Below are 15,009 nucleotides of genomic sequence, written 5' to 3' on the forward strand. Positions count from 1 at the left end.
TTTGGTTGAGGCGAGAGTTTCGAGTTTTGCCCCTGTCGTGGATGAGCGTGCCAGGGTTTTAATACTGGGAAGTATGCCAGGCATCGCGTCATTAAGTGCGCAGGAATATTACGCCCATCCAAGAAATGCGTTTTGGCCGATTATGGGCACTTTGTTTCAGTTTGATGTAACCTTAGGGTATTCAGCGCGACTGGAAAAACTAAAGGCATCGGGTGTCGCACTCTGGGACGTATTGCAGCAGTGCGAACGTGACGGCAGTCTTGATTCTTCGATTGTAACGTCCTCTCAGCAGCTCAATAGCTTCGCTGCTTTTTTCCAAGCCTATCCGGGGATTCAAGCAGTCTTTTGCAATGGCAATAAGGCTTACCAAGAATTTACTCGAGAAGCGCAAAGGTTAAAAACAGAGGACAGTCGGTTTGAGGCACTTCACATTCAGAGTCTACCCTCTACCAGTCCAGCTCATGCGTCTATGACGTTCGAGAAAAAGCTAATCGAATGGCGAAGTCTATTGCTGTTTTTATAAAAGTGGTCGTTGCGATTAAAAGATCGGGTTTAGACGACCAATGTCTTAGATTAAAAGTGAATAAACAGGATCGATATCTGCATGAAGGAAGCAAGTTTGATAATTAAGCATAGGGTGTTTGTCTTGGTAGCGGGTATCGGGATGCTAATGGCCACACAGCCGGTCGTTGCCAATATACAGAGTTTTTTGCCACAACCCCCAATACTGATCATTGAGAACATTCTGAGCAAGCAGGTCGACTTAGCACCTGTCGACCTTCCTTCCGATGTACGGCGTCTCTATCAAGAAGAGTATCAGGAATCGAAAGTCTATGAAGGCTATTTTGATTCAAAGAAATGCTATATCTATGCCGACGGCATCGAGGAAAGTGATGCGTATTTTTACCCTGATTTTCACTCCAGAACGCATCTATGTCCCGGGCCTTTTTGGAGCGGTAATTTTTTAAACTGGGCGACAACCTCGAGTCTAGACCCTTTTCGAAAAACTTTAACAGGTGGATTGCGGGTAAAAGATACCCCAACGGAAACTTGGCTGGAATCTGCGCGTTTAGATCGTGAGACATTTTTTCAAGTATTACGCTTTCCGAGTGAAGGGTTGTCACCTGAGCGAGTCAATAACGCAACCCCTTTCAGCGTCAACTGGATTGGTATGCGCAGCCAAGGAAATCAATTGCGGCTAAGGTTGCTCAGTGAAGACTTGGTGCAACCTACTTCGTCTCTTGTCATGTCAGAGCCTTACAGTTTGGACAAAACCTACGAGCTACCAGTTCGTGTCGCCGTGTGTGTGAACGGTTTAAGAGAAGACAACTGTAAGGCCTATGGCAACTATGCAAAACCTGAAGGTTTGATTCAGGGAGGAGCGCAAAACATGCGCTTTACTGTACTGGGATTTTTGAATGATTTGTTTTTGGCTGACGAAGGCTGCGTGATGAGGGCACCTTTAAAGTTTGTAGGGCCTATGCGCTTAAATGCTCAGGGGGAGTGGGAGGATAATCCGAGTAAGGAATGGAACGAGACAACAGGTGTTTTAATCCGTAACCCTGATAAAGAAGAAGCGCTTCAAACCAATCGTGTTGCGGGATTACGAGGTGATTATGCGATTATCGATAGTGGGGTCATTAATTACATCAATAAGTTTGGTCATATGACGTCTAAAAATCACAAAGGATCCGATCCAGTCAGTGAACTTTTTTACCAATCGTTAGCGTATTTACGAAATCTTGCCCCAATTGATCAATACCTGGCTTTAAGAGGGACGCAGTTGGACAATTATCAACTAGTTGATGGCTTTCCTGTTATTAATTGGATCAGTGAGCCACCCATCAATCTCAATGCTTGGTGCAAGCCGTAAGTGGCTAGCATGCTAAAGTGTGTGTTTGACTGAGTTGTAAACAACTTGCTTGAGAAGTGCAGATTTTATCTTGCCGAGTATTTATCAAGAGAGTCGGGCTTTACCAAAGGCTAATCCCTATTAATCCACCGAAAATACAGGGTTTTTGATCATCGCTGAAATCAGGTTGCGATAGTCAATTACCCTAATTATTTTCGTCTTATTTAATCATTTATGTCCTGAAATCGAAATATTGTCGACATATTCCACTATTGGTGGATTGAATGCTGCAGTTGCGGCCGTATAATTCTAACTTTCATTTTCTTAGGGTGAGGATCAAGATGACCGCAAGAACAGCCGATGTGTTGCTAGTTGGGGCAGGTGCCATGAGCTCAACGTTGGGGGTGCTGTTAAAGCAGCTAGACCCATCCTTGAAAATCATCATGGTTGAACGTCTTGACCACGTTGCACAAGAAAGTACAGATGGTTGGAATAATGCGGGCACTGGGCATGCGGCCTATTGCGAGTTGAACTACACGCCTAAAAAAGCGGATGGTTCGATTGATACGACAAAAGCCTTTACCATTAACTCTGCTTTTGAAGTCAGTCTCCAGTTCTGGTCATATTTGGTTGAACAGCAGGCTTTACCTGAGCCATCCAACTTTATTAACACCGCTCCGCATTGCAGCTTTGTGTGGGGTCAGGAAAATGTCGATTTCTTGCGTAAGCGTTACGAAACACTGTCATCCCATGTGATGTTTAAAGACATGGAGTACAGCGAAGATGCTGAGGTAATTCGATGTTGGATGCCTTTGGTTATGCAAAATCGTCCGGCGTCGCAGCCATTTGCTGCAACGCGTGTTCGTTATGGATCGGATGTTAACTTTGGCGCTTTAACCCGTTTTATGGTTGAGCATTTAGGCAAACAACCTGACTTCGACTTACTGGTCAGTCATGATGTTCAGTCCTTAACGAAGCAGCCCGATGGGCGTTGGTTAGTCAATGTTAAGAATAAAGCCGATAAGCACTTAACCCCCATTACTGCCAAGTTTGTCTTTCTGGGTGCAGGTGGCGGCGCACTGCCTTTGCTTCAGAAGTCTGGAATCGCGGAAGGTAAGGGCTATGGTGGTTTTCCAGTTAGTGGACAGTGGCTGGTGTGCACCAAGCCGGAAATTGTTGAACAACATGCGGCGAAGGTATACGGAAAGGCGCCCATTGGTGCGCCTCCGATGTCGGTTCCGCACTTAGACACGCGTATTATGAACGGTCAAAAATCGCTGTTGTTCGGACCCTTTGCAGGTTTTACGACCAAATTCTTAAAAAATGGCTCGTACTTGGATCTGATCAAGTCAGTCAATCCTAGTAATATTGGCCCAATGATGTCTGTCGGTGCCAATAATATGGACCTGACTCGCTATTTGATTTCAGAGTCTTTGCAGTCTCATGAATCGCGTGTCAAAGCTTTGCGTAACTTCTTTCCAGATGTGCAAGAGGACGACTGGGAGTTGTCGATTGCGGGGCAGCGTGTTCAAATTATTAAAAAGAACCCTGCAGGAGGGGGCAAACTGGAGTTTGGTACAGAGGTGATTATCTCTGCCGATGGCTCTCTTGCTGCGCTTTTAGGAGCGTCTCCTGGCGCCTCTACGGCGGTTCAAGCGATGCTTAGCATCGTTGAGCGTTGCTACAAGGATCAATTGGCGACGGATGCCTGGCAACAAACCTTAAAAGCCATGATCCCATCCTATGGCAAGGTACTCAGCAATGAGCCGGAGCTGCTTAGTGAAGTGAGAGCGCGCACTTTGTCTGTATTAAAACTCGATCCAACACTGTAAACCCATGACGAGTGATCTGGGCCAGTTCGGCACAGATCACTCGTCATGTTATTTGATCTGTGCTTCAAAGCCTGACATTTCGATTGCCTCGATGAGGTCTTCCGTTGACGCTGTTCCGTTAATTTCAGCACTGTCTAATTCCACAAGTACCGTCTCAACGCCATCGACCTGTTCAAGCGCTTCTTTGACCTTCTTGACGCAACCTCCACAGGTCAGTCCTAATAAAGCGAGTTGGATAGTGGCCACTAAAGTTGTCTCCTTTCTATTGGGTTACGTTGAATTTAAGGTAAACTGGGAACTACCTTAGCGCGATCTACGCCACTTGTATAGGATGATCATTTGAAAAAAGCCTTAAAAATACTGTGTTTACTGCCTGTCATTTTCTTGTGTTTTTTTTTGACAATTGTTGTACTACTGAAGTGGCTCCCTGTCCCGACAACGGCTTTTATGCTCCATCACAACTGGAAGGCATTATGGAGTGAAGAGATTGAGTTTGCCCGATATCAATGGGTTCCCTATGAGGAAATTCCTTGGACACTGAAAATGGCGGTCATCGCTTCCGAGGATCAAAAATTTCCAGACCATTGGGGGATTGATGTGGCCGCGACCCAAGCCGCGATTCGGGCTTACCGTGAGGGGCGTCCAGCCGGAGGTGGCAGTACTATCACTCAGCAAGTGGCTAAAAATTTGTTTTTATGGGGTGACCGCAGTCAAGTGCGTAAGGTCTTGGAGTGGGGCATTGCCATAATACTTGAGCAGTTCTGGGGAAAAGAGCGCATTCTAGAGGTCTATTTAAATATTGCGCAATTTGGTAAACAGGAGTTTGGTGTGTGGGCGGCTACCGAGTATTTGCTTGTGAAGCCACTGGCACAAGTTTCGGTACAGGATGCAGCGTTAATGGCCGCAGTGCTTCCTTCACCTGCCCGTTACGATATTAAACGCCCATCCGCTTACATGCGCAGCCGACAGGCATTTATTCAACGACAGATTAATAACCTAGGTGGACTAGCTTACTTAAGGCGTTTTGAGACAGAGTAAGTCTGATTACTTAATTCCCGTGTAGCTTTTTTAGCTGCTGTAACAAGGATTTAGGCAGGTTTTTGATCATAAGAACTTCTTGGTTTGGATCAAACTCAACAATGTTCCCTAAGCTGCTGCTCGCAAAACTAATTGAGATATCACTGTTTTTACCCGCAAAGCGTAGATATTGTTTGAGCTGCTTCCGATCAGGGATAAGCTCCTTCTTGGGTGTTTCTTGATGTTTAGTCAAAAACTCGTCTATACCAGGACTGACTTCCTCTGACAGGTTGCTAAATACCACAGCCTCTCCCGCTTTATCCTGTTCCAAACAGTACTCAACAACACGCTCACGTATCGGCTCGCTTTCATCTTCGGGTAGGGCATTGCAGTATTGCTCGATAATCGATAAAAATTGCTCAGTTTCAACTTTTTTATCGACGGTATCTGTATAGCCTAACCATTCACACACAACCGCTTTTACGCCTTTTTCGCTGCGACCAAAACTGATGGTCAGATATTTATCTTCATTGTTTTCGAGTGCGGAAAGGTCCAAGCAAACGCCAAAACCTGTCTCACTGAACTCAATGTAGTCGGTTTCTTGCAGCGAAAGGTCTTGCGAAAGTTGCAAAGCGGAAGATGGACGCAGGTGAAAAATGAAAAGGCGATCACCACGCTCGAGTGTTTCACTTACAAAAACAACATATCCCTGAAGTAATTCATTCCCTTTATCCAGTTGTAAGCCTAAATGCTTCGTCAGTTGGGCGGTTAAAGACGAAAATCCTAAACTGCCTTCTCGCCACTGTGTAATCAGAGGCCTAATCCCCATGATTTCCTGACTGAAACAGCCGTATTGTCGCCCCGATCGACTGCCCTGAATGCGTTTTAATTCACTTAAGATAGAAGGAGCGAAGCGTTCCAAGGCCAGTTCTGTCTCGGCTAAATGGCAGTTGGCTGCAGTTTGATCATCCGTTTTCTGAATCGAATGGATGATAAAGTGTGTCACAGGCATAGATGAATCCTAGTCAGGAGGCTGGATCAAAAAAATAAATGGCTATACGAGTCCGCGGTCAATCTGACTTTGCCAACGCGCGAACATCATGGAGCTGGTAAATAGAATGCACAGCAATATAGACTCAATTAAACCCAGCCAACGTGTTAAGGGCATCAGTGTCGCAAGCACAGAGCCTAAAAAATAAAAAAGTAAAATAAAGCAAAACCAAGCATGTCCACGGGCATGTCCACGAAATATTTTAGGTGAAAAGGCGAGCAGAGGCAGAACGTGGACAAGCCAGATAACCCAAGGGTGATCGCTTTTTGCCGGGGCCAGCCATAAGTACCATAGGGTGAACAACAGCAATAAGCTTATATAAGCGATAATAGTGATTTTATGGCTAATATTCGCTTTTTGTGCGAGTGTCATGATGGATTCCTTAATTGAAGAGCCAGTTGGCCTAAGCGTAGGCCTAGAGCTTGGCAGAGTGCGCGTTCATCTTTGTCGAGTGGTCGTTGACTATCGGTGCTGGCAAGATGACTGGCCCCATAGGGACTGCCGCCTGATTGTGTCGTTGATAATTCAGATACACTGTATGGAATACCTGTCAGTATCATGCCATGGTGCAAGAGCGGCAACATCATACTTAGCAGTGTGGACTCATGTCCACCGTGCAGTGTTGATGCTGATGTGAATACCCCCGCAGGCTTGTTAATTAAGGCACCGGACAGCCACAGGCTACTGGTTGTGTCTAAAAAGTATTTTAAAGGGGCAGCCATGTTGCCAAAGCGTGTCGGGCTGCCCAAGGCCAAACCTGAGCAGTGTTTGAGCTCGTCAAGCGTACAATAAGGCGCACCCTCTGTAGGTATGTCCGGCGCTGTTTGCTCTGACACTGCTGATACACTTGGAACCGTGCGAATGATGGCTTCAATCCCGGCTTGTTCTGCACCACGAGCGATCTGTTGTGCCATGGTTTTGGTTGCACCATGACGGCTGTAATACAAAACAAGTAAATAAGGATTGGTCACGGTAAAATCTCCAAAATTGTCTCAGGTGGCCTACCAATACGTGCCTGATCTCCTACGACAACAATAGGGCGTTCGATCAGTTTTGGCAGGTCGACCATGGCTTGGATTCGTTCTTCGTCTGTCACATCGGCTCGATCAAGTCCTGCACTTTTGAACTCAGTCTCTTTGCTACGCAACAGATCTTTAACCTGAATACCAAGCTTGTCTACTAGGTCACGAATTTGCTCAGCATTTAACGGGGTTTTCTGGTAGTCACACACTGTAGGAGCAATATTTCGACTTTCAAGCAGGCTAAGTGCTTCTCGAGATTTTGAGCAGCGTGGGTTATGGTAGATTATAATGTCTGGCATAGTGTCTCTTTTCTAACATTCAATAAAAGCTATGGCTATTGTATATGGCTCTGTTTCAGTTACCAACTCACAGGTGAATTTAGTGAACGTAAACGTGATGACTCCAATGACCATTTTTTTCTTTTTTAGAGATATGATTCGGCAGTTTTTTGTTAATCAAGGCGTGTTAAACGCATCGGCTTTGACCTATACAACCTTGTTTGCAGTGGTTCCTTTGGTAACGGTTTCCTATTCAATGTTGGCAGCGGTACCGTCTTTTCAAGGGGCGGGGGAGCAAGTTCAGCAATGGATTTTTGAAAATTTTGTGCCCGCGACAGGTGAGGTTGTTCACGAGTACTTAAAAGACTTCACCGATCAGGCTAGGCGCTTAACGGCCGTTGGTATCGTGTTTCTTGTTATCACCTCGATCATGATGATGAAAAATATCGAAGCGGCACTCAATCGCATTTGGCGAGTTACCGAGCCGCGTAAGGGCGTTTCTAGCTTTCTGTTGTATTGGGCGGTGTTAAGTTTAGGACCATTGTTAATTGGATTTGGCTTACTGCTCACGTCCTATATTACCGCTTTGCCTCTATACACCAGTGCTACGGAGGTGGTGGGGAGTGCGCGTTTTCTTTCAATTATCCCCATCGTATTTTCAGCTATTGCCTTTATGTTGCTTTATGCAGCGGTTCCAAATTGCCGAGTGCCCATTCGCCATGCGTTTTTAGGAGGTGTGGCTGCCGCCTTAATGTTTGAGGTTGCTAAACGAGGTTTTGCTTTTTTTGTGACGCAGTTTCCATCCTATGAGCTGATTTATGGTGCTTTCGCGGCTGTTCCTATGTTTCTAGCTTGGATCTTTATCAGTTGGGTAATCATTTTGTTGGGCGCTGAATTGAGCCGAGCATTGACGATTTACCATATCACTCAGCGCAATCGACGTGAGCCTCATTTATACACGGTGTTGGGTGTATTACATCAGCTTTGGTTGGCGCAGAGGTTAGGTCAAACGCGCTCTGATACTTGGTTATTGCAACAGACACCTGGATTAACGCAAGAGCGATGGGATCAATATATCCCGATTTTGCTAGACACAGGTATCATTCAGAGAACACTTAGTGGCGATTATGTGTTGGCAAGAGATTTAAGCCACTTTACGCTGGACCAGTTGCAGTCACTCCTTCCTTGGCCATTGCCTGATGCCCTGTCTCAAAGCAGTGAAGTTCAGTGGGAAAAGGCGTTTGGTGAGCGCTTGAAAACCTTATCGGATGCACGTCATGATGTATTGGATGTGCCGATAGGTGAATTATTTAATGCTTAAAAAATGTGTCTAAATTGGGTGTTATGAGGAGAGCCTCGGCATCTTGTGCACTTAGAGGCTTGCTGTACAGGTACCCCTGAATATCATGGCAACCGTGTTGGATTAAGAAGTTGAGCTCTTCCGGTGTCTCGACACCTTCAGCCGTTACATTGAGGCCTAGGTTCTGACCTATCTGAATCATGCTCTTAATAATCCCCACATGTTTATTGCCTTCCTTGATGCTGCTGATGAAGGCTTTATCAATTTTAAGGTTATCCAATGGCAGCTGGGTAATGTACGCCATGGATGAATAGCCCGTGCCAAAATCGTCCATCGCAATGGTCATGCCGAGCGCCTGAAAGTGTTTCAAGCGCTCTTTTGCTTCATTATTATTCTCAATAAAGACGCCTTCAGTAATTTCTAATTCGATCAACTCAGGTTTAACGCCCGTTTCTTTCATTAACGACTCCACCTGAGAAATAAATTCAGGTGATGAGAGTTGTAGTGGCGATACGTTAATGGCCATTCGTCCAGTCCAAAGAGTAAGCACTTGCCATTTTTTGAGCTGCTCAAAGGCTTGACGCATAACCTCGAGGCCTAAACTATGGACCTGTCCCGACTCTTCTGCAATTTGAAATAAAAGGTCAGGGCGGATAAATCCTTCTTCTGGATGATGAAAACGCGCCAAGGCTTCAAATCCAGACAAGCGATGATTTTGAATGTTGACTTTGGGTTGATAATGCACAGATAAATATCCTTCGCTGACCGCCTCGCGTAAAAAGGTTTCAAGTTGTGTGCGGCGGGCCAGTTCGTTATGCAGTGTTTCACTGTACATACAATAGCGATTACGACCCTGACTTTTTGCTTCGTACATGGCCATATCTGCACAGGTTAAAAGCGCTTCATACTCGCGAGTGTTATCGGGTGCAATCGCAATCCCTATACTGGCGCCTATGTTGATGGTTCGTCCTCGGAGTTGAAAATGATCCGAGAGGATTTTAAGCCATTGTTGAGCGATGATTTCTGCATCTGAGGAGTGAGAAATGGGCAATAGTAGAATAAACTCATCTCCGCCAAAGCGTGATAAAAATGAGTGGGGGGGGAGGTGCTCCATTAAACGTTTGGCGACTGCTTTGAGCAGTTCATCGCCAAAAGAGTGGCCTAAGGTATCATTAATGTTTTTAAATCGATCTAAATCCACAAATAAAAGAGCGAAGGATTGCGTCTCTGTTAAGGCCAGTGACTTTTGAGCGTGTTCTTGTAGAAAACTCCGATTGTAAACGCCAGTGAGTCGGTCAAAATATGCCTGATAGCTTAAAAGTTTACCCCGTTGCAGAGCGTTAAATGCAACCGTGCAATGGGATAAAAAATCACTAAAGCGTAAGTCTAACTGTGCTTTAGGAAGATTGATTATTAAAAATGCAATGGGCTGACCATCTTGGTGTAAAGGATAGCAGTGATAAAAGCCGTTTTTCGAAATAAGAAGGTCTGGAGCGAGTTGATTAAGTTCATCTTTCGAACAGATACTTGCTTCTGTCTGTAAAACAGGTGAAAACTGAATCAGAATCTCGGAAGAGGATTGTTTTACTTGCGTAAATTTCTGGCTCGGGTATTCATAGGTGTAGTATCGATCCACGATGGGATTGTGCTTGTTGAGTATATAAAGTATTGAATACGAAGGTGTGGTGAAGCGGGCGATTTCGGTTAGGATACTATGTGCACAGGATGATAGATTCTCATTCAGAAGTATTTTTTGATTTATATTAAATAAAGCAGAGTTGTACTCAAACTCATAGGTTAAGTTCTGAGTCATTTGATTAAATGAATGAGCGAGGTCTTCGTATTCATCATCAGTGTCAACTTGGACCTTGTAGTCTAATTTATTCTCCGATAAGGATTTCGTTCCCTTAATGAGCTCTTCAACTGGTTTCAAATGCCGACGTACCATATATAGGCTAACGAAAACTACTAGCAAGAAAATCAAAAGGATAGCGGGTAGGAATGAATGCTTAAAATCATTCACACTTTGCATAAAAACTTTTTCAGGTTTGCTGATAATAATGCGCCAGTCATCCTGTGCAAACTGATAGCGCATAAATAAAGACCAAGATGCCGAAATCATGTTTTCAGACTGAGTACTCAGCCAATGGGAGGGCGTTTGTGGTGATGTATTAAGTAGCAGATCAATCGTTTCTTGCGTTAGGGGGGCGGAGCAAAAGATGACAACAGAGTCTGCACCAATCACACAAAGCTCTTCAAATGCACTTAATTCCGTTTCTGGCCACAAGTAGGTTGAATCTAACTCAGCTAACCACCGTGATTCTTGGGCTGTTAACGTCATAAACACACGTTTGATATTGGTGTTTTCACTTTGCAAAGTAAAAACACCGCTGCTTGGTGCATGTTCCAGTATACTGAGCCATTTATTGGCGTTGTCATTTGCAGTGTATTGCCAAATAATGCTTTCACCCTGAGCGACAGCGTAGTCCGTAAAATACGTTTGCAGTAGATGCAGGTACTCAGGTTGAATTTGGTTTAGGTCCTGCGTATGTTGGCTGGCATTGAGTAACAGGTCGTGAGCATAGCTCAAGCGCCTAAAAATGCCGAGGCCATATTCTTTCGTGGCTCGTTGCAGATGATGGTGGTGGTCAGTGAAGATAAGGCCGCTGACTTTATAAAAAGAACCCACCGCAATCAAAGCAATGGGCACCAGAATAATAAAGAAAAACATTCTAAAAAGGCGACGAGCAACCCGGCTTTTTAAAGATGAAAGCTCAATTCTCATAGGCTAATTATCAATAGTCACTCGCCAAACCATAAAAATTCCCATTATTAGCTCTGATAATATCATCACGGCTAAGGGCAGATGTTAAAGGAGATACGGAGCGACCGTCTCTACCCTTGCTATATAAATCAAAATCATTATTGATTGGCACTAGGTTTTTATCTTTTCTCACTTTGCCTTTGTTGGTTTGAATGGTCACATCAAGGTATTCGTAGGGGATGCCCCAGGGATCTTGTAATTGGTCAGCACTTAAATTGAGTTGATTCAAAGACGCAGGAAATTGACGGTTTAAAATATAGAAACGCTCAATCGCGGCGCTGATGACTTGTAGGTCAGTGATGGCAGTATGGTTATCCACTCGTTCCTTATATCGTTGATAGCCTGGGATGGTAATGGTTGCTAACACCCCAATAATCGCGATGGCCATGAGTAGCTCAATTAGACTAAATCCTTTTAACTTTTGTAGAAAACCGACGTAAAGCTTCATGAATACTCTCATCGAAATCAGATTAGTAACAATCTTTTTAGACCAGTATAGCACTCTGTCTATTGGCTGTCTCAAAGAGAATTCTTGAGAAGGTTTCGGCACAGATTCAATGGAAGGTCCTTAATACTTTGGTATTGAAACGCGACTAAAGTCTTTGAATAAACCCTCGACTCAGTAAAGGGTAAGGGTATACCTTTACGCCCAATCACAGGGATTAGGAAATTCCCTAATTGAGCGTTTAACAATTAAAGAGAGAAGACTATGTTATATCAGCGTAAGCATGGAGAGGAACATCCTTACTGGCCTGCCGGACCCTTCAAGATTCGGTTACCTTTTATTCATTATCGTTGGGAAGTGGCTGAAACCATCCAGGCCTTAGTGATGTTCGTTGTGGCGATGGGGATGATTCCATTACTTGAGCGTTATTTAGGCTTGCCTTATGACGTTGCGTTGGCCTACGTTGTTGTGTGTGGCATAGGGTTTATGCTGCCTAACCTGTTGGGTGTTCCGTTCGTACCCGGTTGGATTACACCCGCAATTCCAGTTGTTCTACTCTTCGTCGGTGGTTTTGAGCCGGGTCCTGATGCAATAAGGGCCTTAGTTGCCTTACAGCTCGTTGTGACATTTATTTTCTTGTTTATGGGAATTACGCGGCTGGGATCTAAGTTGGTAAATAATATTCCCAATTCAATTAAAGCCGGTATTCTTCTAGGAGCGGGGATTGCAGCGATTAGTGGTGAGATCAGTGAAGGTGGGCGCTTATTTAACACACCTATCTCACTGGGTATTGGTGGTTTGATTACGGCGTATGTTCTCTTCTCGCTGTCGTTTCGCGATTGGGTTGAAAAACACCGTTGGGCTAAGATTATAGCTGGGTATGGAATGGTACCTGGTATGTTGATCACCATGGTGATTGGTTGGTCAGTTGCTGAATATCCACTGCCAGCGGTTCAGTGGGGTATTGAATTGCCTGCTTTCAATAAAATCTGGGATTATTTACCCTTTACGGTCGGATTCCCGACTTTCCAATTGCTCTTGGCTGCAATTCCAACGGCCGTGATTGCGTATATTATTGCATTTGGAGACATTATTGTTGGCCAAAGTTTGATTAAGCGTGTCGACCATTTACGTCCCGATGAAAAAATCGAAATCAATGTTGACCGTGTGCATTTGGTGACGGGTATCCGTAACCTGTTGCATTCATTTTTTGCACCTTATCCTGGTTTAGCTGGCCCACTTTTCACCGGTGTTATGGCAACCATTGCAGAGCGCTATCGTTATGGTCGCGGTGCAATGGACACAATTTATTCAGGCGCTGGGGTATTCTGGATTGTCGGTTTCTTTGCACTCTTTTTGTTGCCTCTCGTGACTGTTTTCAAACCAGTATTGCCGATCGCATTATCGATCACACTTCTGATTACTGGGTATCTCTGTATTGCCGTTGCTGTTGAGCAAATCGATAATGCAACCTCAATGGGTGTTGCAGGCATCATGGGCGTTGTGCTGGCGACTCATGGTGCGGCATGGGGACTCGGTGCCGGTCTGGTTTTATGGTTCATGATTGAGTTGCGCAGTAAAAAAGCGCTTAAAGAGCATGAAGGGGAGCAGCCCGAGGAGCCGATTCATATAGAAGAGAATCCTGATCCAGCAGTGGTTGCCGAAGCTAAGAAAATGGGTTAATTCGATAAAGTCTTTCAAAAGCAGCGGACTACCCGCTGCTTTTTTGTTTTAAAAAGGCTATATTCGATCCATGAAATTGAACTCTTGTCTGCCTACATGTGTTGTTGTCGGTCTTTTCACTGTATTAAGTGGGTGTGCAACTTCACCACCACCGTCGCGTGCTCAGAATAATATCTGTGACATTATTCAACATGAGCCTGCTTGGTATTTTGCTGCAAAAGCATCAGAAGATAAGTGGGGAACCTCGGTTGCGATACAAAAAGCCTTTGTGCAACGCGAGTCCTCTTTTGTTCACAACGCGAGACCTCCGCGTCCTTACTTGCTGGGCTTCATTCCTATGCCACGCAAGTCCTCTGCTTATGGTTACGCACAAGCTCAAGATGCGGCTTGGAGTGATTATAAGCAAGCGACTGGTAAACGTATGGCCCAGCGCACATCTATGGCAGATGCACTGGATTTTATTGGTTGGTACAACCACATGTCCCGTCAACGCAATGGTGTTCCGTTAAATGACTCTTATAATTTGTATTTAAATTATCACGAGGGACATACGGGATTTCGTAATCGTACTTACGAGCAAAAAGCGTGGCTTATGTCTGTTGCCAGGCAGGTTGAGTCGCAATCCAGACGCTACGAGCAGCAATTGCCAAGTTGTAAAATCCCTTCTCGCTTGTGTGTTTGGCCTTTTTGCTGAGCTAGGTCAGCACTTTGTTCTCAAAACCATCTAAACTATTGGCAAGATGAGTGAAGAGAAGGAGTTTTGACATGAACAACTTATCAAAAATACTGGTCAACATTACTCAAGAGCAAGATCAGTACTTGTTACCAGAAAAAGCGATTCGCTTGGCCCAAGCAGAGTCGGCAAAGATTGAGTTTTTTAAATGTGGTTATCAGCCGCATTACAGCTCAATGAATTTATTGGGCAATGATATTCTCGAAAAGCTTCAACACAATCGTTTGCGTGACTTAGAGGCCACTTTAAACGAGCTCTTAGCCACGCTGAAGAAAGACTATGCAAATCTATCTGTCGATGTTGCTTGGGGTAGAGGCATTGCTGAAGGCCTATTGACTAAAATTGAAAGAAGTAATCCCGACCTTGTTCTTCATGAGGTTGCCGAGCACCCCCATTTATTGCATCGATTATTGGTTCCTCATGATTGGCAAATACTCAGAGAGTGCATGGCACCTTTGATGCTTTGTAAATCCAAACCTTGGCCTGAGCGTATTCGGATTGTTGCAGCGGTAGATCCTTTTCATGCCCATGATCATGCGGCGCTAATGGATCAGAAAATCCTGAATGAAGCGAGCTTACTTGCCCGGGCATTGGGGGCAGAGTTGCACATATTCCACAGCTATGTGGTGTTTCCGCAGTCAGCGATTTTTGACGATAGCCTAATGTCAAATTTCAAAACCCTTCAGTATCAAGTGACAAGTGAACATCAGGCAGGGGTTGAGCGCTTGGTGAACAGCTTTGATCCTTCTATTGATGCATCCTGCATTCATGTGGTTGAAGGTGAGGTTCATGACGTATTGCCAGAGTTTATTAAGAAACAACAAGTCAATATTTTAGTGATGGGCTCTTTAGCACGAGGAATGCTGGATCGATTGCTGTTAGGAAGCAGTGCAGAACGTCTATTAGATGCGGTGGCATGTGATGTATTGGTACTTAAAGCCTAAGGCGTGAGATTCAACTGATCTCTTGTTG

The 15,009-nt window shown here is 44.7% G+C and carries 15 protein-coding genes; 8 read left to right on the forward strand and 7 right to left on the reverse strand.

Annotated elements, in window-relative coordinates; all coding sequences use genetic code 11:
* The first annotated feature begins 1 nt into the window (after nucleotide 1).
* The 3 genes from DN062_RS11905 (at nucleotide 2) to mqo (ending at nucleotide 3,684) form a co-directional block, all read left to right on the forward strand.
* Complete coding sequence (locus DN062_RS11905) at nucleotides 2-523, forward strand: DNA-deoxyinosine glycosylase (protein ID WP_112159544.1); 522 nt, start codon at nucleotides 2-4, stop codon at nucleotides 521-523.
* A gap of 81 nt (nucleotides 524-604) precedes the next feature.
* The gene (locus tag DN062_RS11910; protein WP_112159545.1) at nucleotides 605-1,873 is read left to right on the forward strand and encodes a hypothetical protein; all 1,269 of its coding nucleotides are present in this window, start codon (nucleotides 605-607) and stop codon (nucleotides 1,871-1,873) included.
* Between the two features lie 320 nt (nucleotides 1,874-2,193).
* Nucleotides 2,194-3,684 carry a malate dehydrogenase (quinone) gene (gene mqo / locus DN062_RS11915; RefSeq protein WP_112159546.1) on the forward strand — a complete coding sequence of 497 codons (1,491 nt, stop codon included), beginning with the start codon at nucleotides 2,194-2,196 and terminating at the stop codon, nucleotides 3,682-3,684.
* 48 nt (nucleotides 3,685-3,732) lie between these two features.
* Here mqo and DN062_RS11920 read toward each other — a convergent pair whose 3' ends face one another.
* Nucleotides 3,733-3,930, reverse strand: a complete 198-nt coding sequence (locus DN062_RS11920; protein WP_112159547.1) for a cation transporter — start codon at nucleotides 3,928-3,930, stop codon at nucleotides 3,733-3,735.
* A gap of 93 nt (nucleotides 3,931-4,023) precedes the next feature.
* Here DN062_RS11920 and mtgA point away from each other — a divergent pair, with 93 nt between their 5' ends.
* A complete protein-coding gene (gene mtgA / locus DN062_RS11925) occupies nucleotides 4,024-4,722 on the forward strand; it encodes a monofunctional biosynthetic peptidoglycan transglycosylase (protein ID WP_112159548.1) in 699 nt (232 codons plus the stop codon).
* A 10-nt stretch (nucleotides 4,723-4,732) separates the two neighbouring features.
* On the opposite strand, the gene DN062_RS11930 is transcribed toward mtgA, so the two are convergent.
* From DN062_RS11930 to arsC, 4 genes are read right to left on the reverse strand one after another with little or no spacing between them, the layout of a single operon-like run.
* Nucleotides 4,733-5,713 (reverse strand): nucleoid-associated protein, encoded by a 981-nt coding sequence (locus tag DN062_RS11930; RefSeq protein ID WP_112159549.1) that lies wholly within the window; start codon nucleotides 5,711-5,713, stop codon nucleotides 4,733-4,735.
* Between the two features lie 42 nt (nucleotides 5,714-5,755).
* Nucleotides 5,756-6,124 (reverse strand): DUF2069 domain-containing protein, encoded by a 369-nt coding sequence (locus tag DN062_RS11935; protein WP_112159550.1) that lies wholly within the window; start codon nucleotides 6,122-6,124, stop codon nucleotides 5,756-5,758.
* On the reverse strand, nucleotides 6,121-6,723 hold the full coding sequence (wrbA, locus tag DN062_RS11940) for an NAD(P)H:quinone oxidoreductase (protein ID WP_112159551.1): 603 nt from the start codon (nucleotides 6,721-6,723) through the stop codon (nucleotides 6,121-6,123). Before wrbA ends, DN062_RS11935 begins: the two co-directional genes overlap by 4 nt.
* Complete coding sequence (arsC, locus tag DN062_RS11945) at nucleotides 6,720-7,073, reverse strand: arsenate reductase (glutaredoxin) (protein ID WP_112159552.1); 354 nt, start codon at nucleotides 7,071-7,073, stop codon at nucleotides 6,720-6,722. Before arsC ends, wrbA begins: the two co-directional genes overlap by 4 nt.
* An 82-nt stretch (nucleotides 7,074-7,155) precedes the next feature.
* On the opposite strand from arsC, the gene DN062_RS11950 reads away from it, so the two are divergent.
* Nucleotides 7,156-8,373, forward strand: coding sequence for a YihY family inner membrane protein (locus DN062_RS11950; RefSeq protein ID WP_338039977.1), 1,218 nt, complete (start codon nucleotides 7,156-7,158; stop codon nucleotides 8,371-8,373).
* On the opposite strand, the gene DN062_RS11955 is transcribed toward DN062_RS11950, so the two are convergent.
* Both DN062_RS11955 and DN062_RS11960 read right to left on the reverse strand, forming a co-directional pair.
* Nucleotides 8,363-11,137: an EAL domain-containing protein gene (locus DN062_RS11955; protein WP_112159554.1), complete on the reverse strand. Its 2,775-nt coding sequence runs from the start codon at nucleotides 11,135-11,137 to the stop codon at nucleotides 8,363-8,365. The two genes, DN062_RS11950 and DN062_RS11955, sit on opposite strands and share 11 nt — an antisense overlap.
* 10 nt (nucleotides 11,138-11,147) lie before the next feature.
* Nucleotides 11,148-11,624 carry a prepilin-type N-terminal cleavage/methylation domain-containing protein gene (locus DN062_RS11960; protein ID WP_162301297.1) on the reverse strand — a complete coding sequence of 159 codons (477 nt, stop codon included), beginning with the start codon at nucleotides 11,622-11,624 and terminating at the stop codon, nucleotides 11,148-11,150.
* Nucleotides 11,625-11,885: 261 nt separating this feature from the next.
* Between DN062_RS11960 and DN062_RS11965 the strand changes: the two genes are divergently transcribed.
* The 3 genes from DN062_RS11965 (at nucleotide 11,886) to DN062_RS11975 (ending at nucleotide 14,981) form a co-directional block, all read left to right on the forward strand.
* The gene (locus DN062_RS11965; RefSeq protein ID WP_112159556.1) at nucleotides 11,886-13,304 is read left to right on the forward strand and encodes a solute carrier family 23 protein; all 1,419 of its coding nucleotides are present in this window, start codon (nucleotides 11,886-11,888) and stop codon (nucleotides 13,302-13,304) included.
* 70 nt (nucleotides 13,305-13,374) lie between these two features.
* Complete coding sequence (locus tag DN062_RS11970; RefSeq protein ID WP_112159557.1) at nucleotides 13,375-13,998, forward strand: transglycosylase SLT domain-containing protein; 624 nt, start codon at nucleotides 13,375-13,377, stop codon at nucleotides 13,996-13,998.
* Between the two features lie 71 nt (nucleotides 13,999-14,069).
* Nucleotides 14,070-14,981: a universal stress protein gene (locus DN062_RS11975; RefSeq protein ID WP_112159558.1), complete on the forward strand. Its 912-nt coding sequence runs from the start codon at nucleotides 14,070-14,072 to the stop codon at nucleotides 14,979-14,981.
* The last annotated feature ends 28 nt before the right edge of the window (nucleotides 14,982-15,009 follow it).

It is taken from the genome of Nitrincola tibetensis (assembly GCF_003284585.1).
In the GTDB taxonomy this organism is placed as follows: domain Bacteria; phylum Pseudomonadota; class Gammaproteobacteria; order Pseudomonadales; family Balneatricaceae; genus Nitrincola; species Nitrincola tibetensis.

Excerpts from the sequence above, each read along its gene's own strand:
- DN062_RS11910 (WP_112159545.1), top strand. The coding sequence starts at position 605 with ATGAAGGAAGCAAGTTTGATAATTAAGCATAGGGTGTTTGTCTTGGTA.
- mqo (WP_112159546.1), top strand. The coding sequence starts at position 2,194 with ATGACCGCAAGAACAGCCGATGTGTTGCTAGTTGGGGCAGGTGCCATG.
- DN062_RS11930 (WP_112159549.1), bottom strand. The coding sequence starts at position 5,713 with ATGCCTGTGACACACTTTATCATCCATTCGATTCAGAAAACGGATGAT.
- DN062_RS11935 (WP_112159550.1), bottom strand. The coding sequence starts at position 6,124 with ATGACACTCGCACAAAAAGCGAATATTAGCCATAAAATCACTATTATC.
- arsC (WP_112159552.1), bottom strand. The coding sequence starts at position 7,073 with ATGCCAGACATTATAATCTACCATAACCCACGCTGCTCAAAATCTCGA.
- DN062_RS11955 (WP_112159554.1), bottom strand. The coding sequence starts at position 11,137 with ATGAGAATTGAGCTTTCATCTTTAAAAAGCCGGGTTGCTCGTCGCCTT.
- DN062_RS11960 (WP_162301297.1), bottom strand. The coding sequence starts at position 11,624 with ATGAAGCTTTACGTCGGTTTTCTACAAAAGTTAAAAGGATTTAGTCTA.
- DN062_RS11965 (WP_112159556.1), top strand. The coding sequence starts at position 11,886 with ATGTTATATCAGCGTAAGCATGGAGAGGAACATCCTTACTGGCCTGCC.
- DN062_RS11970 (WP_112159557.1), top strand. The coding sequence starts at position 13,375 with ATGAAATTGAACTCTTGTCTGCCTACATGTGTTGTTGTCGGTCTTTTC.
- DN062_RS11975 (WP_112159558.1), top strand. The coding sequence starts at position 14,070 with ATGAACAACTTATCAAAAATACTGGTCAACATTACTCAAGAGCAAGAT.